Raw genomic sequence first — 17,287 nt, forward strand, 5'->3', positions numbered from 1 at the left:
TGTTGTGCTGTCGGTTCTCAGGGCCGGATCACGCGCTCCGGCGATTCCTCGTAGGGCGGGCTGTAGATCACCAGCACGCGCACCGGCTCGTCGCTCACCACGGTGAAGGTGTGCATCGCGTCGGCGGGAAAGAAGCAGCTGTCGCCCGGGTGCAGTTCCTGCCGCTGGCCGCCCACCTCGGCGACCGCGCGGCCTTCGAGCATGTAGCAGACCTGCTCGATGCCCGGGTGCGCGTGCGGCAGCGCTCCCTTGCCCTTCTGGATGTGGCCCACCAGCACCTCGAGCTGCTTCGCGCCCACGGTCTCGGGGCCGATGAGGCGCTTGTTCAGCGTGCCGGTGTGGTTGGCGGGGTGGTAGCCGGCGATCTCGGCTTCGCGGACGAAATAGCGGGGGGTTGCGGCGGTCGTTGCTGTCATCGGGGGCTTTCGTTCTTGGGTTCGATGGCGAGGCAGGCGGAGCGCAGCATCGCGGCGATCTCCTCGATGCGTGCCTCCATGCGGTAGCGCGGGCCGGCGACGGAAATGGCATAGGCCTCGCCGCCGATGCGCAGCGGCCAGGCCAGGCCGATCAGGTCGGGAATGCTCTCGCCGACGTTGCCGTACCAGCCGCGTGCGGCGGAGCGCTGCAGTTCGGCCTCGATGGCCTCGGCAGTGGTGAGCGTGGCGTCGGTCAGCGGCGCGAGCGTCGCGCCTTCGAGCAGCCGGCGGCGCTCATCGGGGTCCATCGTGGACAGCAGCGCGCGGCCGATGGAGTTGGCGTAGGCCGGGCGCGTCTCGCCCGACTCTGCCGTGTAGCGGATGCTCTGCGGCGCGCTCAGCACCTCCAGGTACACCACCTGGCCCGCGTCGCGGAACTTGCCGAAGACCACCGTCTCGCGCGCGGCGTCGCGCAGTTCCTCGAGCGTGGCCTTCACCCGGTCGAGCACCGGGTCGTGGGCGGCGATGACCTGCGCCATCGCCAGCAGCCGGCCGGTCGGGTAGTAGCCCTGGCGGCGGCCGGTCTCGTACATGTAGCCCTGCTCCTCGAGCGTGCGGATCAGGCCCAGGCAGCTCGACACCGGCATGTCGAGCAGCCGCGCCATCTCGGAAAGAGCCAGCGGCTGCTTCTCCCGGGCGAAGAGCTCGACGATCTCGATCACCCGAAACGCAGTTTTCACAGTCATGAAAATATTTTCATACTTGTGAAAAATCAATGTTTCAGGGTTTCCCCTGCCCGCGATGCACTCCGGCGGGCCCGGAGGGAGGCCGTGCCCCCGTCGTCAGTAGCCGCGCGCCGGATCGACCACGCCAGAGATCGGCAGCCCCTGCTCCATCGCGCGGATCTTCCCGGCGATCTGCGCGATGGACTCCTCGCGCAGCGTGCGTGCCGAGCCGTGCGGCGTCACGGTGATCTTCGGATGGCGCCAGAAGGCGTGGTCGGAAGGCAGCGGCTCGACCTGGAACACGTCGAGCGTCGCCCCCGCGAGCCGGCCGGCGTCAAGCAGCGGGATCAGGTCGTCCTCCACCAGGTGGCCGCCGCGCGCGATGCTGATGAGATAGCCCTCGGGCTTCAGCTTGCCCAGCGTGTCGCGGTTGAGGATGCCGCGCGTCGCATCGGTCAGCGGCAGCAGGTTGACCAGCACGCGCGTGGACGACAGGAACTCGTCGAACTGCGCCTCCCCGCTGAACACGCGCACGCCCTCGATCTGCTTCGGCGAGCGGCTCCAGCCCAGCACCGGGAACTCGAACTGGCCCACGGCCTTCGCCACGCGCTCGCCGAGCACGCCCAGCCCCATGATGCCCACCGGGAAGTCGCGCCGCATCTTCGGCTTGCGGTAGCTCCACTTGCCCTCGCGTGCATCGGCCTCGTAGACGTCGAACTCGCGGAAGTGGCGGATCAGCGTGTGGCAGACGTACTCGGCCATCTGCACCGACATGCCCGCGTCGTCGAGCCGCACGATGCGCGTGTGCGCCGGCACCTTCAACTTGAGCAGCGCATCGACGCCCGCGCCGATGTTGAAGATGCCGCGCAGCTTCGGCTGCTCGTCGAGGAACTCCTGCGGCGGCGCCCACACCACGGCATGGTCGGCCTGCGGCGCGCCTGGCTTCCAGGCTTCGATGACGGCATCGGGGAGTTCGGCCTTCAGGCCTTCGACCCAGGGTTCGGGGCGGTTGTCGGTGAGGTAGACGGTGATTCGCATGGGCGCGCATCTTAGGGCCTGCCCACGCTCGCGCCGGGTCGCGCCCGCGTCGCCCCCGCATCGCCCCCGGGTTGTGCGGGCATGGGCCATCTCCTATCCTCGAACGCCCACCTCCGGAGACTCCTGCAATGATCAAGTTCAGCGTGATGTACCCCCATACCCCCGGCGCACGGTTCGATCACGACTACTACCGCGACAAGCACATGCCCCTGCTCAAGGCCCGCATGGGCGATGCCTGCCTCTCGTACACCATCGACAAGGGCCTCGCCGGCGGCGCGCCGGGCTCCGCGCCCGCCTACGTCGCCATGTGCCACGTCTTCGCCGAATCGATCGAATCCTTCCAGAAGTCCTTCGGCCCGCACGCGAAGGAGATCCTGGGCGACGTGAAGAACTACACCGACATCGCGCCGGTGTCGCAGGTCAGCGAAGTGGTGGTGGGCTGACGGATTCGCCGCCGCCGCAGGCTCAGCGCGGCGGCCGCTCCAGCGCCACCCAGCGCTGCACCGAGGGCCGCTGCCACTGGCGATCGGCGTAGGTCGCCAGCCGCTTCGGCACGGCATCGCCGTTCATGACCAGGCGGTTGAGCATCAGCGCCAGGTCGACGTCGGCGATCGACCAGTCGCCGAACAGGTTCTCGGCACCTTCGGGCAGCAGCGCCTGCGCGACCTGGAAGAGCGTCTTGGCCGCATGGTGGGCGGCTGCGGACAGCGGCACGCCGGCCGGGCCGTAGAAGATCACCTCCGTGGAGCGCTCCTGGCGCACCGGCATCAGGTCGCTGCGAAGCCAGGCCTGCAGCTGCCGCGCACGGGCGCGCGCCCGGGGGTCGCGCGGATACAGCGCGATGCCGGCGAAGGTCTCGTCGATGTACTCGGTGATGGCGGACGATTCGGAGAGCGCGAAATCGCCGTGCAACAGCGTCGGCACGCGCTGGGTCAGCGACAGCTGCGAGAAGCCGGCCGCCCGGTGCTCCAGCGCCCCCAGATCGACGGCGGAGATGTGGAAGTCCAGTTGCTTCTCGTGCAGCGCCACGTACACGGACATGGCATAGGGGCTGACGAACTGGGCGTCCACATAGAGGCGTAGCGGGTCCGGCATCGGGAAGAAGGCTCCTGCGCGAATGGGTGCCTTTAAAACAAAAGGCCTTGAAGCGGTAGGTGCGCGATCTTACTGACTGATTCTTAGCTGGCGCGGCGGCGGCGCCACAGCACCCGCGCCAGCCAGCCCAGCGGCAGCACCACCAGCAGCAGCCAGGGCAGCACCGCCGCGATGAAGGTGATGAGCGAGCCCACGCTTTCAGACAGCACCGAGCCCGCGTTGCGCAGCGCATTGCGCATCGGGCTGTAGCCGTCGCCGCTGCTCACCAGCGCCCGCTTGGCCGTGAACTGGATCTGGATGTGCTGCTTGCTGGTCTGCTGCGCCAGCACCTTGCGCTGCGTGGCGATGGCGTCGAGCTCGGCCTGGGTGTCCGACAGCGTGCGCTGGATGGCCAGCAGGTCGGTCATGGTGCGCTTGGTGACGGTGTCGCGCAGCATCACGCGCAGGCTGTCGCGGAACTCGGTGCGGTTCTTGATGCGGGCCTCGACGTCGATCACCTCGGCAGTCTTGTCCTCGCTGGTGGTGGTGTGCGAGACCACGCTGGCCACGCCGGCGAGGCCGCCGAGCAGCCTGTCGACGTCGGCGGGCTCCACGCGCATCTCCAGCATGGCATTGCCGGGCTGCTGCGGCGTCTCGCGCAGCAGCGACGACGACAGCAGCTCGCACTTCAGCGTACCGCACAGGTCGCGCACCTTGCCCCAGGCATCGGCCAGTTGCTCGGCCGGCACCTCGACGCTCAGATCCTGGCGCACGGCCAGGAAGCGCTCCAGGGGCGTGCCGTCCTGCTGTGCTTCGGAGGCCGAAGGCTCGGCGGCAGGCTCGACCGAGCGCATGCGCTGGTCCTTCATGGCCATGCCGCCGGCATAGCCGGCCGCGGCCTGCATGGGCGCCGGCGGCGGAGCCGATTCGGCGACCACGCCGGTTTCGCCGCCGTTGCGGTTGCATCCCGCCAGCGACAGCGCGGCCGACAGGGCCAAAAGGGCCAGCAGGGCGATGCCCGCATGGCGGCGGACGGAGAAAGTGGGCATGCGATAGGTCATGGAAGGTGTTCCCTTGAATGTTGACTACCGCAGCTGATACGGGCGGGCGCCCGCAACGGGGTTAAATTTTTTTCAGGCAGCCGCCACCGCCGCCGCGCTCATGCGCAGCAGTTCGTCGCCCTCGGCCACCTGCTCGCCCGGCGCGAACATCAGCTCCTCCACCGTGCCGTCGGCCGGCGCGGCGATGGTGTGCTCCATCTTCATGGCCTCCATCACCGCCAGCGGCTGGCCGCGGCTGACCTTGTCGCCGGCCTTGACCGCGAAGGACACCACCTTGCCCGGCATCGGCGCGGTGAGCCGGCCGCCTTCGGCCTGCGTGTCGCCCGCGTGGGCCAGCCGGTCGATGGCGGTGATCTTCGTCGCGCCCTTCGAGGCGAAGACGTGGGCCACGGCGCCATCGAGGTGCACGTCGAGCGTCTGGCGGCTTCCGGCGAACTCCACCTCGAACTCGCCGGTCGGGAACTGGCCGATGACCAGCGGACCTTCGGCACCACCGGCTTCGAGCCACAGGCTGCCGTCGCGCCTGTAGGTCAGCACGGCGGTCTGTTCGGCACCGCGGAACTCGAAATCAAAGTGCCGCCGGTACTCGCCCAGCGAGCGCCATCCGTCGCGCCGCGCGAAGGGCTCGGGCAACTTGCCGGGCCATTCGGCGATCAGCGTGCGCGTGATCGCGGCGGCCGCGGCCAGCGGCAGCCCCAGCGGCTCGCGGTCGAACAGCACCGCCCGCTCGCGCTCGATCAGCGCGGTGTCGAGGTTGGCCTTCGAGAACGACTGCGTCGCCAGGATGCCGCGCAGGAACTGCACGTTGGTCGCCACGCCCACGATCTGCACCTGTGCCAGCGCCGCATCGAGCCGGGCCAGCGCTTCCTCGCGCGTGCTTCCGTGCACGATCAGCTTGGCGATCATCGAGTCGTAGAAGGGCGAGATCTCGCCGCCCTCGCGCACGCCGTCGTCGATGCGCACGCGGCTGCGCTGGAAGGCGGTGGCCTGCGGCTTGCGGTAGACGCGCAGCGTGCCGGTGGCGGGCAGGAAGTTGTTGTCGGGGTTCTCGGCGCAGATGCGCGCCTCGATGGCGTGGCCGTGGATCTGCAATTCCGACTGCTTCGCGGGCAGCGCCTCGCCGGAGGCCACGCGCAGTTGCCATTCGACGAGATCCTGGCCCGTGATGGCCTCGGTCACCGGATGCTCCACCTGCAGCCGCGTATTCATCTCCATGAAGAAGAAGAAGTTCATCTCGCCGCCCTCGCGCTGCTCGACGATGAACTCCACAGTGCCCGCGCCCACGTAGTTCACGGCGCGCGCTGCCGCCACTGCCGCCTCGCCCATCTGCTTGCGCATCGCCTCCGTCATGCCGGGCGCGGGCGCCTCTTCGAGCACCTTCTGGTGGCGCCGCTGCACCGAGCAGTCGCGCTCGAACAGGTAGACGTAGTTGCCGTGCGTGTCGCCGAACACCTGGATCTCGATGTGCCTCGGGCGCTGCACGTACTTCTCGATCAGCACCGCGTCGTCGCCAAAGCTGTTGATGGCCTCGCGCTGGCACGAGGCGAGCGCGGCTGCGAAGTCTTCGGCCTTGTCGACCGCGCGCATGCCCTTGCCGCCGCCGCCCGCGCTGGCCTTGATGAGCACCGGGTAGCCGATGCGGTCCGCCTCGCGCTGCAGCAGCTGCGGGTTCTGGTCGTGGCCGTGGTAGCCGGGCACCAGCGGCACGCCGGCCTTCTCCATCAGCTGCTTCGACTCGGCCTTCAGGCCCATCGCCTTGATGGCCGAGGGCGGCGGGCCGATGAAGACCAGCCCGGCGTCGGCGCAGGCCTGCGCGAACTCCTCGTTCTCGCTCAGGAAGCCGTAGCCCGGGTGCACAGCCTCTGCGCCCTTGGCCTTGGCGGCCTCGAGGATCTTTTCCCAGCGCAGGTAGCTGTCCTTCGGCGCACTGCCTCCAATGTGCACCGACTCGTCGCAGGCGCGCACGTGGTTGGCGTGCGCGTCGGCATCGGAATACACGGCGACCGTGCGGATCGCCATGCGGCGGGCAGTCGCGGCAACTCGGCAGGCGATTTCACCGCGATTGGCGATAAGGATTTTTTTAAACATGGTGGACTTTCGCGGTGGAATCGCCTGCGCACGCTGCGCGTGCCAGGCAATCTGGCTTCGCCGCTGCGCCGCTTCGCGGCTGGTCGCCACGGTTCGCAATGAGGATCTTCTTAAACATTCGGAGTGTCTCCCGGAGGATTCTTTTTCAGTTGAAACGCGGGCACCACACCCGGATCGGGCCGGCCGCTGAAGATGCGGGCCACGCGGGCGAACAGCGCCTTGAGGAAGCGCCAGCTCTTGCGGATGAGCCACACGCTCGCCACAAGCACCAGCACGAACAGCACGAGGAAGACGAAGGGATGCGCCACCGCGAGCCACAGCCCCGCGGGCACCATCGTGTCTTCCGCCAGAGAGGCGCCGACGTTCGAGAACGGCTCGGGCGAAGTGTTGATGGCCGCGCGCGTCGTGGCCTTGGCCGCATGCGCCGTGGCCGCGAAGCTGCCGCCCAGCAGCGCCGCGACGATCGCCATCACGCCGTGGTCCACACCGAACACGCTGGCCGCGAGCGCTGCGCCCGCCGGGATGCGGATCGCCGTGTGCACGACGTCCCACAGCGAATCGAGGCCGGGGATTTTGTCGGCGAAGAACTCGATGAACACCATGAAGCCGCTGGCTGCGATCACCACCGGATGCGCCAGCAACTGCAGCCCGCCCGGCAGCGGCACCCAGCCGAAGTAGCCGGCCAGGCCCGTCAGCAGCACGACCAGGTAGAGCCGCACGCCGCTGGCCCAGCCGATGGCGGCGGCCAGTGCGAGCAGCTGCGGCATGTCGAGGCTGGTGTTCATGGCGCGACCTCCGGAGGATGGGTCTTCAGGACTTGTTCGCTTCGAGCCACGAGGGCTTGCGCTTCTGCAGGAAGGCCTGCACGCCTTCGCGGCCTTCGTCGCTCGCGCGGATGTCGGCGATGCCCTCGACCGTCTTCGCGATCAGCGCATCGTCGATCTCGCGGCCGGCCACGTCGGCGATCAGCTGCTTGCAGGCGCGCACCGCGGCAGGGCTCGCACCGGTCAGTGCTTTCACGAGCTCGTCGACCTTCGCATCGAGCGCCTCCGCGCTCGCCACTTCGTGCACGAAGCCGATCCGATGCGCCTCCGCCGCGGTGAAGCGCTCGGCCGTGAGGAAGTAGCGCTGCGAGGCGCGCGTGCCCATCGCGCGCAGCACGTACGGGCTGATGGTCGCGGGCACGAGGCCGATCTTCACTTCGCTCAGGCAATACCAGGCGGTATCGACGCTCACCGCCATGTCGCATGCGGCAACGAGGCCCATGCCGCCCGCGTACACATCGCCCTGCACGCGCGCGATCGTCGGCTTGGGGCACTCGGCGATGGTGCGCAGCATCGCGGCCAGCTTGCCCGCGTCGGCGATGTTCTCGTCGCGCGTGTAGTCGGCCATGCGGCGCATCCAGTTGAGGTTCGCGCCCGCGCAGAAGGCCGGGCCGTTCGCGCCCAGCACGACGGCCTTGACCTGCGGCGCGGCACCGGCTTCGGTGAAGGCACGCGTGAGTTCGGCGATGACGACGTCGTCGAAGGCGTTGCGCGCATCGGGCTGGTCGAGCCAGATGCGGGCGATGGCGCCTTCGAAGTTCAGTTGGAGCTTGGTGTATTCGTTCATGGTGTCGATTTCCAGACGACGTTGCCATCGACGGCATAGAGCTGGCATCCGCCGGACCGCGCCTTGCGCGCGCAGCTTTCCATGGCGCGGCCGCGCGGATCCTCTCCGCCCCAGGCGGAGCCCCAGCCGCCCTGCGCGCTGGCGGCGAAGGCGCGGGGAGACGACTTGCCCAGGAAGACGCGGTAGCCATCGAGCGCGGCTGCGCTCTGGTCCGGCAGGCGTTCCATCGCATCGAGCGCCGCATAGCCGCTGGCCGGCATCGGCGGTTCTGCTTCGTAGCGCGCGAACTCCGCGCGCGGTTCGTCGGGCAGGCCGATCTCGCGCAGGAACCTGGCGACCTCAGGCTGCCAGATGCGTGCGCCCTCAGCAGCACCGAACATCGAATGCGAGTCGCCTCCGAAAGTGCCGAAGGCGATCAGCCTCGCCTTGCCGCCCGCAGCCGTGTAGCTCTCGTGCATGCCCTTCCATGCGAAGGGCGGGAAGTAGCTGTCGTTGTCGCCGTAGAACCAGAGCGAAGGCACGCCGGTCTGCTTGCCGTAGCTGCCGGCCGCGCCGATCAGGCCCTGCTGCCAGCCGACGCATTGCTCCTGCTTGAGCCCACCGGCGAAGTCGATCAGCCCCTTCACGCCCGGATAGTCCAGCGTGCCGAAGGCCAGCGTGGTCCAGCCGCCGTGCGACTGGCCTGCCACCACGATGCGCGTCTTGTCGGCCCAGGGTTGCGCCGTCACGTAGTCGAGAACGGCAGCAACGTCACCGGCCTGCTCGCGGCCATTGCTCTCCACGTTGCAGCCGCCGCCGATGTAGCTGCCGGAAGATTTGGAGAAGCCCTGCCGCATCGGCACCACCACGGCGTAGCCTCGCGCCAGGAAGAAGCGGACCGCACCCAGCGGCCTGTAGCGGCCCTGGAAGCGCGGATCGCCCCCAGCCTTGCCGTGGTTGATCACGGCGATCGGAAACGGCCCGGCGCCATCGGGCCGGTAGATCGTGGTCTCCAGCTCGGTCGTGAACAGGCCGGACTTCTTCGGCACCATCACCACCGATTCCGGCAGCGCAGCCGCGCCCAGCGCCTGCGTGCATGCCAGCGCGGCAGCGGCAAGCCCGAGCAGGGCCGCCATCCGCCGAATCCTTGAGCCGATCATGGGCGCGAGCGTCATCGCCTCACATCCGGAAGATGCCGAACTTCGGCTCCGGCACCGGCGCGTTGCGCGAAGCGGCCAGGCCCAGCGCCAGCACGCGGCGCGTGTCGGCCGGATCGATGATGCCGTCGTCCCAAAGCCGCGCAGTGGCGTAGTAGGGGTGGCCCTGGTCTTCGTACTGCTGGCGGATCGGCGCCTTGAAGGCTTCTTCCTCTTCCTTGCTCCAGCTGCCGCCCTTGCCCTCGATGCCGTCGCGCTTCACGGTGGCGAGCACGCTCGCGGCCTGCTCGCCGCCCATCACGCTGATGCGCGCGTTGGGCCACATCCAGAGGAAGCGCGGGCTGTACGCGCGGCCGCACATGCCGTAGTTGCCGGCACCGAAGCTGCCGCCGATGATGATGGTGAACTTGGGCACGTTGGCGGTGGCCACGGCGGTCACCATCTTGGCGCCGTGGCGCGCGATGCCCTCGTTCTCGTACTTGCGGCCCACCATGAAGCCGGTGATGTTCTGCAGGAACACCAGCGGAATCCTGCGCTGGCAGCACAGCTCGATGAAGTGCGCGCCCTTCTGCGCCGATTCGGAGAACAGGATGCCGTTGTTGGCGACGATGCCCACCGGCATGCCCTCGATCTCGGCGAAGCCGCAGACCAGCGTGGCGCCGAAGCGCGCCTTGAACTCGTGGAACTCGCTGCCGTCGACGATGCGCGCGATGATCTCGCGCACGTCGAAGGGCTTGCGCGTGTCGGTGGGGATCACGCCATAGAGCTCCTCGCGCGGGTAGGCGGGCTCGCGCACCTCGGCCTTCGCCGGGGCTGGTGCGGCCTTGGCGTTGAGGTTCGCCACCGCCGCGCGCGCGAGCGCCAGCGCATGCAGGTCGTTCTGCGCGAGGTGGTCGGCCACGCCCGACAGGCGCGTGTGCACGTCGCCGCCGCCCAGGTCCTCGGCCGTCACCACTTCGCCTGTGGCAGCCTTCACCAGCGGCGGGCCGCCCAGGAAGATGGTGCCCTGGTTCTTCACGATGATCGATTCGTCGCTCATCGCCGGCACGTAGGCGCCGCCGGCCGTGCACGAGCCCATCACCACCGCGATCTGCGGGATGCCCTGGGCGCTCATGTTGGCCTGGTTGTAGAAGATGCGGCCGAAGTGCTCGCGGTCGGGGAACACCTCGTCCTGGTTCGGCAGGTTGGCGCCGCCCGAGTCGACGAGGTAGATGCACGGCAGGCGGTTCTGCTCGGCGATCTCCTGCGCGCGCAGGTGCTTCTTCACCGTCATCGGGTAGTAGGTGCCGCCCTTCACCGTCGCGTCGTTGCACACGATCATGCAGTCCACGCCGTTGACGCGGCCGATGCCCGCGATGATGCCGGCGCCCGGCGCGGACTCCACGCCCTTGCCGTCGAGGTACATCGCATGCGCGGCCAGCGGCGCGATCTCCAGGAAGGGCGTGCCCGGGTCGAGCAGCTCGGCCACGCGGTCGCGCGGCAGCAGCTTGCCGCGTGCCGTGTGCTTGGCGCGCGCGGCCTCGCCGCCGCCCTGCTCCACTTTCGCGAACTGTGCGCGCAGGTCGTCGACCAGTGCGCGCATGGCAGAGGCGTTGGCCTGGAAGTCCGCCGAGCGGGCGTTGAGTTTGGTTTCGAGTTGGGTCATGTTGGAATCAAATTCGGGGGCAGGAGGCAGAGGACGCGAAGAATTCAGTCGAACGGTCCGGTCGTCCTTTCACGTCTTTCGCGAAACCTTCGAGCCCTGCGCGTCCGGCATCCGTCTTCATGCAGTACGAGCCTCGTCCAGCCCCAGCTGCGCCTTCATCTCGTCGCGGATCTTGAACTTCTGGATCTTGCCGGTCACGGTCATCGGGAACTCGGCGACGAAGCGGATGTACTTCGGCACCTTGTAGTGTGCGATCTGGCCCTTGCAGAACTCGCGGATGTCGTCTTCGGTGGCGCTCTGGCCGGGCTTGACGATGATCCACGCGCACAGCTCCTCGCCGTACCTGGGGTCGGGCAGGCCGACCACCTGCACGTCCTGCACCTTCGGATGGCGGTAGAGGAACTCCTCGATCTCGCGCGGGTAGATGTTCTCGCCGCCGCGGATCACCATGTCCTTGATGCGGCCGACGATGTTGACGTAGCCCTCTGCGTCCATGGTGGCGAGGTCGCCGGTGTGCATCCAGTGCTCGGCGTCGATGGCCTCGCGGGTCTTCGCCTCGTCGTCCCAGTAGCCGTGCATCACCGAATAGCCGCGCGTGCACAGCTCGCCCGACTTGCCCGGCGGCATGATCGCGCCGGTCTCGGGGTCGACGATCTTCACCTCCAGGTGAGGCTGCACCGTGCCCACGGTCGACACGCGGCGGTCCAGCGGCGTGTCGGTGCTGCTCTGGCAGCTCACGGGGCTGGTCTCGGTCATGCCGTAGGCGATGGTGATCTCGCCAAGGTGCATCTCGCTGACCACGCGCTTCATCACCTCGATGGGGCACGGCGAGCCCGCCATGATGCCGGTGCGCAGCGTCGAGAGGTCGAACTCCTTGAAGCGCGGATGGTCGAGTTCGGCGATGAACATCGTCGGCACGCCATGCAGCGCGGTGCACTTCTCGGCCTGCACCGTCTCCAGCACCGTCAGCGGGTCGAAGCCGTCGTTCGGGTACACGATGGCCGAGCCGTGCGTGAGGCAGGCCAGGTTGCCCAGCACCATGCCGAAGCAGTGGTACAGCGGCACCGGGATGCACAGCCTGTCGGCTGGCGAGAGCTTCATGCACTCGCCGATGAAGAAGCCGTTGTTCAGGATGTTGCGGTGCGTGAGCGTCGCGCCCTTCGGGAAGCCGGTGGTGCCGCTGGTGAACTGGATGTTGATCGGATCGGTGGCCTTCAGCGTCTTCTGCACCTGCGCGACGCGCGGGTCGCTGGCGTCGCCGCTCGCGAGCAGCTGCGAGAAGCGCTGCATGCCGGGCTGCTCCTCGCCCTCGCCCGGCTTCGCATCGATCCAGAAGGTGTGGGCCAGCTGCGGAAGGCGCGTTGGGCCCAGCTCGCGCAGCATGCCGAGGTAGTCGCTGGTCTTGAACTGCGCCATCGTCACCAGCGCCTTGCAGCCGACCTTGTTGAGCGCGTATTCGAGCTCGGAGGTGCGGTAGGCCGGGTTGATGTTGACGAGGATCAGGCCGGCCTTCGCGGTGGCGATCTGCATCAGCACCCATGGCACGTTGTTGTGCGACCAGATGCCGACGCGGTCGCCGGGCACGAGGCCCAGCTTCAGCAGCGCGCTGGCGAGGCGGTTCGACTCGGCCTGCAGTTCGCGGTAGGTGTAGCGCCTGCCTTCATGGCGGCTGACGAGCGCCTCTCGATCGGGCTGCTTCGCGACCATGTCGTCGAAGAAGTCGCCGATGGTCTGTTCGATGAGGGGGACGTCGGTGGCGCCCTTGCCGTAGCTCTCGGTCAATGCAGCGGTCATGCTCATTTCCTTCCTTGTCTCCTTGTCTGGCACCTTCCCCCTCCGGGGGAAGGTGGGGATGGGGGCAGGCGGCGCTGGTTCAGCGCAATGCCTCATTCGACGCTGCTTGCCCTCACCCCAGCCCTCCCCCAGAGGCGGAGGGAGAAAAACATCCTAGGCCGTCTCTGCGAAAAGCTCGCGGCCGATCAGCATGCGCCGGATCTCGCTCGTGCCCGCGCCGATCTCGTACAGCTTCGCGTCGCGCCACAGCCGCTCGACCGGAAACTCCTTGGTGTAGCCCACGCCGCCCAGCGCCTGGATCGCCTCGCCGGCCATCCACGTCGCCTTCTCGGCCGAGTAGAGGATGGCGCCGGCCGCGTCCTTGCGGAAGGTGCGCGCATGGTCGTTGCGGTCGCAGGCCTTGCCCACGGCGTAGACGTAGGCGCGCGTGGCCTGCCAGGTCGAGTACATGTCGGCGATCTTGCCCTGCATCAGCTGGAATTCGCCGATGCTCTGGCCGAACTGCTTGCGCTCGTGGATGTAGGGGATCACCGCGTCCATGCATGCGGCCATAATGCCCAGCGGGCCGCCCGAGAGAACGGCGCGCTCGTAGTCGAGGCCGCTCATCAGCACCTTGGCGCCCATGCCTTCGCCGCCGAGCACGTTCTCTTCGGGCACCTCGCAGTTGTCGAAGAACAGCGGGAAGGTGTTGGAGCCGCGCATGCCCAGCTTGTCGAGCTTGGGGCCGGCCGAGAAGCCCTTGAAGCTCTTCTCGACGATGAAGGCCGTCATGCCGCGTGCGCCCATCTCGGGCTCGGTCTTGGCGTAGATCACCAGCGTATCGGCATCGCCGCCGTTGGTGATCCACATCTTGCCGCCGTTGAGCACGTAGTAGCCGTTCTTCTTCTCGGCCTTGAGTTTCATGCTCACCACGTCGGAGCCGGCGTTGGGCTCGCTCATGGCCAGCGCGCCCACGTGCTCGCCGCTCACCAGCTTGGGCAGGTACTTCTTCTTCTGCGCCTCGCTGCCGTTGCGGTGGATCTGGTTCACGCACAGGTTGGAGTGCGCGCCGTACGACAGGCCCACCGAGGCCGACGCGCGCGAGACCTCCTCCATGGCCACGATGTGGGCCAGGTAGCCCAGCTCGGTGCCGCCGTACTCCTCCTTCACCGTCATGCCGTGCAGGCCGAGGTCGCCGAGCTTCTTCCAGAGGTCGTGCGGGAACAGGTTCTCGCGGTCGATGTCGGCGGCGCGGGGTGCGATCTCGTTGGCGGCGAAGTCCTGGATCGCGCTGCGCAGCGAGTCGATGGTCTCGCCCAGGTCGAAGTTCAGTCCGGGATCGTGCATGGGTCTTGTCTCCTCTGAGGTCGGCGCGCAGAGCTACCCGCGCGGAATGGCGCTTGCTTGAAAGACCGCAGCTTACGCTTCGCCGTGCCTCAATTGGCGCCACAATGGTTGCAAATTGCGCCACGAGCCGCCCGCCGAGTCATGTCCCATCCGTCGTTCCTCCGCCCCACCCGCGCCGTCACGCCGATGGCGTTCGTGAGAGCCATCGTGCAGGCCTACGAGGGGTACCGCAAGGACCCCGCCGAGGCCCTGAAGGCGGCACAGATCACGCCGCGCGAACTGACCCGGCCGGGCGCACGGGTCACTGCCGCGCAATTCGAGGCGCTGTCGAGCCACGCCATGCAGGAGCTCGACGACGAGACGCTCGGCTGGTTCACGCGGCGCCTGCCCTGGGGCAGCTACGGCATGCTGTGCCGCGCCTCGCTGAGCTCGCCCAACCTGGGCGTGGCCCTCAAGCGCTGGTGCCGCCACCACCGGCTCCTGACCGACGACATCGGCCTGTCGCTCGACGTGGCCGGCGGCCTGGCCACGCTTCGCATCGCGGAGCACCGCGCACTCGATCCCGCCTTCCGCGAGTTCTGCCTGGTGACCATCCTGCGCTTCGTGCACGGCTACATGTGCTGGGCCATCGATTCGCGCATCTCGCTGCGCCACGCGAGCTTTCCGTTCGCTGCGCCGCCGCACAGCGACGCCTATCCGCTGATGTTCACGCCCGACGTGCGCTTCGGCGCGCCACAGGCCGGCATCGCCTTCGACGAGCGCTACCTCGCCCTGCCGCTGCAGCGCGACGAACGCGCGCTGCGCACCATGCTCAAGCGCGCGCTGCCGCTCACCATCCTGCAATACCGCCGCGACCGCCTGCTGGGCCAGCGCGTGCGCGAGCTGCTGCGCTCGCGCGCTGGCGAAGCCACCACCGCGGAGGCGCTGGCCGCGCTGCTCAACGTATCGGGCCGCACGCTCCACCGCCAGCTGCACGAGGAAGGCACCTCGTTGCAGGCGCTGAAGAACGAAGTGCGCCACGAGATGGCCATCGAGCAGTTGCGCCGCACCACGCGGCCGATCAAGCAGGTGGCGCTGGCAGTGGGCTTCCGCAACGAGAAGAGCTTCTCGCGTGCTTTCCAGCAGTGGACGGGGCAGGCGCCGCGGGACTTCAGGCTGCGGGACAAGTAGGGAGCTGCGTCGGGGTCGGGATCGTGATCGGACAGCCGTACGCAGAGGGCGCGAAGGCTTCGCGAAGGACGCGAAAGGCAAAACCGAAAGACGGTCTTGGTTTCTTCTGCAGATTTCGCGCAGGTTCTCTCGGTTGCTGACTGGTGCGATTTCAGCCGGCTCGCATCGACAGGGGTTGCTCTTCGCGCAGGAGCCGATCGAGCGTCGAGACCTGCCACGCGAACTCCTCGGCAAAGGCGTCGGGATCGGTGATCGCGTAGGCGCCGTATGCGTAGACGGTCGCATAGGCCGCGTATTCGGCGGCCTGCAGCGCGCGGCCGGCGACGGCCTGGTAAACGGCATAGGTCGCGGAGACCGCTGCGTGCGCCGTTCCGTCGATGGAGCGGGAACCCGGATGGCTGCCGGCTACCACGGCCATCCGCTGTTCGGCCGATGCCAGGGCGGCGGAATCGGCCTTGCCCTCGAGGAATGCGCCCAGCACGTCCAACCCTTCCACGGCCTCGGGCGACTCCAGCAGGTGCCGCACGCGCTGTGCGCATGCATGGCCGAAGCGCAGCCTCAGTTGCGTGTGCGCCTGCGCGTCGAGATCGGCCGTCTTCGCGAGCCGATGCAGTTCGGTGTTCATGAGACTGCTGCCGCGTCGCGCGGATGTACAGCGTGAAGCTTCAGGCCGGTTGATCGATCAGCGCCAGCGCATCGGCGATCGACTTGCTGTCTTCCGGACGGACCAGCTTCGCGACCTCCTTGCCGTCGCGCATGAACACCAGCGTGGGCCACAGCCGCACGTTGAACGAGCGGCCCAGCGGCCGGCCGCTGCCGTCCTCCACCTTGATGCGGCGCACGTTCGGGTACTTGGCGAACGCTTCGGCGATGTTCGGCTGGGCCGCCTTGCAGATGCCGCACCAGTTGGTGCCGAACTCGACCACGGCGGGGCCGGTGAGCGCGTCGATCTCGCTGCGGTCGGGCTGCTCGGTTTTGTATTCGGAGGTCATGGGTGCTTGGTTCCTTGCTTCCTGCGGGCCGGCCTTCCGTCTCGTGTGTTCGGGAGCTGGCCAGTCTCCCTGCATTCCAACAGAAACTCAGGCGGCCTGCAGTCCGTACCCAGAAAGCAGCGCAGGCAGTTCGGACATGTCGCTGAACACCCTCACCGCCCCCACGCTCAGCAGCGGCCCCGGTCCGCTGTGGCCCGATTCGCCCGTGCTGTAGCCGAACACCGTCGCACCCGCCGCCACCCCGGCCATCGCCCCGGTGACCGTGTCCTCGACGATGGCGCAGCGCCCGGGCTCCACCTCCAGCGCCTTGGCCGCCGCGAGGTACACGTCGGGGTGCGGCTTGGAGCGCGGCATCTCGTGGCCGCTGAAGATGCGCCCTTCGAAGTACTCCAGCAGCCCGACCTTGGCGAGCTGCAGTTCCACCTTGTGGCGGTCAGCGCCCGAGGCGCAGGCGATCCGGCCGTCGAGCCTGGCGTGGATCTCGCGGATGGCTTCGGGGGCGCGCGGAATCGCGACAAGGTCGCGCTCCAGGGCCTCGTTGCGCCGGGCGCGGAAGGTCTTGAGCCAATCGTCGGTGATCCTGAAGCCGGTCTTCTGCTCGATCAGTGCGGCTTCGTCCTTCACGGCCTTGCCCGTGAAGGTGTTCATCGATTCTTCGGTGGTGATTTGCCAGCCCAGCTCGCCGAGCATTTCGGCGAGGACGCGGTTGGTGATGGGTTCGGAGTCAACGAGGACGCCGTCGCAGTCGAAGAGGACTGCTGAGAAGGGGAAGGAGGGCATTGCTTTTTGGGGCCTGACTTGGGGACTGGCCTTGATGGTAGCAATCGGCTGTTGGGCTGGCTTCTTCTGCCGAGGTCGGGTCTTGGCCTTTTGCTAACTCATTGCGCTAGCGTTGGCTTGATTTGACGCTGTGGGGTGGTTGCCTCCCGGGGGGCCCCGGCAGGCTTTTGCCTTGACGAGAAGCTTTTGAGTGTTTGCTTCCCGGGGCCGGGTCTCGGCCCGGCGGCCGACCTACTTTTCTTTGCTTCGCCAAAGAAACGTAGGCAAAAGAAAGGCGACCCTGCTGTCTGCGTCCCTTCGCTTCGCTACGGGCAACCTGCGGTGCTCGACGTAGGAGGGGGTCCGCAGAACTCGCTCCACTGCGTTGCGCTCAGACAGCTGCGGCCCTTGTCCCTCCTACGTCTGCGCTCCTCGGCGCAGCCAGAAGGGAG

General features: G+C 68.0%; 17 protein-coding genes. 2 read left to right on the forward strand and 15 right to left on the reverse strand.

Annotated features, from left to right (window positions below):
* Nucleotides 1-17: 17 nt before the first annotated feature.
* From G369_RS0123005 to G369_RS0123015, 3 genes are all read right to left on the reverse strand, one after another.
* Nucleotides 18-416: a cupin domain-containing protein gene (locus G369_RS0123005; RefSeq protein WP_019656399.1), complete on the reverse strand. Its 399-nt coding sequence runs from the start codon at nucleotides 414-416 to the stop codon at nucleotides 18-20.
* Nucleotides 413-1,162, reverse strand: coding sequence for an IclR family transcriptional regulator (locus G369_RS0123010; RefSeq protein WP_019656400.1), 750 nt, complete (start codon nucleotides 1,160-1,162; stop codon nucleotides 413-415). The genes G369_RS0123005 and G369_RS0123010 overlap by 4 nt, the downstream gene beginning before the upstream one ends.
* Nucleotides 1,163-1,258: 96 nt before the next feature.
* The gene (locus G369_RS0123015) at nucleotides 1,259-2,179 is read right to left on the reverse strand and encodes a 2-hydroxyacid dehydrogenase (protein WP_019656401.1); all 921 of its coding nucleotides are present in this window, start codon (nucleotides 2,177-2,179) and stop codon (nucleotides 1,259-1,261) included.
* Nucleotides 2,180-2,307: 128 nt separating this feature from the next.
* On the opposite strand from G369_RS0123015, the gene G369_RS0123020 reads away from it, so the two are divergent.
* Nucleotides 2,308-2,622 (forward strand): EthD family reductase, encoded by a 315-nt coding sequence (locus G369_RS0123020; protein ID WP_019656402.1) that lies wholly within the window; start codon nucleotides 2,308-2,310, stop codon nucleotides 2,620-2,622.
* A 22-nt stretch (nucleotides 2,623-2,644) separates the two neighbouring features.
* On the opposite strand, the gene yfcF is transcribed toward G369_RS0123020, so the two are convergent.
* The 9 genes from yfcF to G369_RS0123065 all read right to left on the reverse strand — a co-directional run bounded on the left by yfcF (nucleotide 2,645) and on the right by G369_RS0123065 (nucleotide 13,914).
* Entirely contained in the window at nucleotides 2,645-3,274 is a 630-nt protein-coding gene (yfcF, locus tag G369_RS0123025) for a glutathione transferase (protein WP_019656403.1), read from the reverse strand.
* Nucleotides 3,275-3,357: 83 nt separating this feature from the next.
* Nucleotides 3,358-4,302, reverse strand: coding sequence for a DUF4349 domain-containing protein (locus G369_RS0123030; protein WP_244164372.1), 945 nt, complete (start codon nucleotides 4,300-4,302; stop codon nucleotides 3,358-3,360).
* 84 nt (nucleotides 4,303-4,386) lie between these two features.
* Nucleotides 4,387-6,402: an acetyl-CoA carboxylase biotin carboxylase subunit gene (locus tag G369_RS0123035; protein WP_026346560.1), complete on the reverse strand. Its 2,016-nt coding sequence runs from the start codon at nucleotides 6,400-6,402 to the stop codon at nucleotides 4,387-4,389.
* 110 nt (nucleotides 6,403-6,512) lie between these two features.
* On the reverse strand, nucleotides 6,513-7,187 hold the full coding sequence (locus G369_RS0123040) for a DUF4126 domain-containing protein (protein ID WP_019656406.1): 675 nt from the start codon (nucleotides 7,185-7,187) through the stop codon (nucleotides 6,513-6,515).
* A 25-nt stretch (nucleotides 7,188-7,212) separates the two neighbouring features.
* A complete protein-coding gene (locus G369_RS0123045) occupies nucleotides 7,213-8,013 on the reverse strand; it encodes an enoyl-CoA hydratase/isomerase family protein (RefSeq protein WP_019656407.1) in 801 nt (266 codons plus the stop codon).
* On the reverse strand, nucleotides 8,010-9,128 hold the full coding sequence (locus G369_RS0123050; protein WP_019656408.1) for a dienelactone hydrolase family protein: 1,119 nt from the start codon (nucleotides 9,126-9,128) through the stop codon (nucleotides 8,010-8,012). The genes G369_RS0123045 and G369_RS0123050 overlap by 4 nt, the downstream gene beginning before the upstream one ends.
* 43 nt (nucleotides 9,129-9,171) lie before the next feature.
* A complete protein-coding gene (locus tag G369_RS0123055) occupies nucleotides 9,172-10,794 on the reverse strand; it encodes a carboxyl transferase domain-containing protein (RefSeq protein ID WP_019656409.1) in 1,623 nt (540 codons plus the stop codon).
* 117 nt (nucleotides 10,795-10,911) lie between these two features.
* A complete protein-coding gene (locus tag G369_RS0123060; RefSeq protein ID WP_019656410.1) occupies nucleotides 10,912-12,594 on the reverse strand; it encodes an AMP-binding protein in 1,683 nt (560 codons plus the stop codon).
* Nucleotides 12,595-12,741: 147 nt separating this feature from the next.
* A complete protein-coding gene (locus G369_RS0123065) occupies nucleotides 12,742-13,914 on the reverse strand; it encodes an isovaleryl-CoA dehydrogenase (RefSeq protein ID WP_019656411.1) in 1,173 nt (390 codons plus the stop codon).
* Nucleotides 13,915-14,055: 141 nt separating this feature from the next.
* Here G369_RS0123065 and G369_RS0123070 point away from each other — a divergent pair, with 141 nt between their 5' ends.
* Nucleotides 14,056-15,084, forward strand: a complete 1,029-nt coding sequence (locus G369_RS0123070) for an AraC family transcriptional regulator (RefSeq protein WP_019656412.1) — start codon at nucleotides 14,056-14,058, stop codon at nucleotides 15,082-15,084.
* 151 nt (nucleotides 15,085-15,235) lie between these two features.
* Here G369_RS0123070 and G369_RS0123075 read toward each other — a convergent pair whose 3' ends face one another.
* From G369_RS0123075 to G369_RS0123085, 3 genes are all read right to left on the reverse strand, one after another.
* Nucleotides 15,236-15,709: a hypothetical protein gene (locus G369_RS0123075; RefSeq protein WP_019656413.1), complete on the reverse strand. Its 474-nt coding sequence runs from the start codon at nucleotides 15,707-15,709 to the stop codon at nucleotides 15,236-15,238.
* Nucleotides 15,710-15,749: 40 nt separating this feature from the next.
* Complete coding sequence (locus G369_RS0123080; protein ID WP_019656414.1) at nucleotides 15,750-16,076, reverse strand: thioredoxin family protein; 327 nt, start codon at nucleotides 16,074-16,076, stop codon at nucleotides 15,750-15,752.
* An 87-nt stretch (nucleotides 16,077-16,163) separates the two neighbouring features.
* A complete protein-coding gene (locus tag G369_RS0123085; RefSeq protein ID WP_019656415.1) occupies nucleotides 16,164-16,856 on the reverse strand; it encodes an HAD family hydrolase in 693 nt (230 codons plus the stop codon).
* Nucleotides 16,857-17,287: the final 431 nt, after the last annotated feature.

It is taken from the genome of Variovorax atrisoli 110B (genome assembly GCF_000382045.1).
In the GTDB taxonomy this organism is placed as follows: domain Bacteria; phylum Pseudomonadota; class Gammaproteobacteria; order Burkholderiales; family Burkholderiaceae_C; genus Variovorax; species Variovorax atrisoli.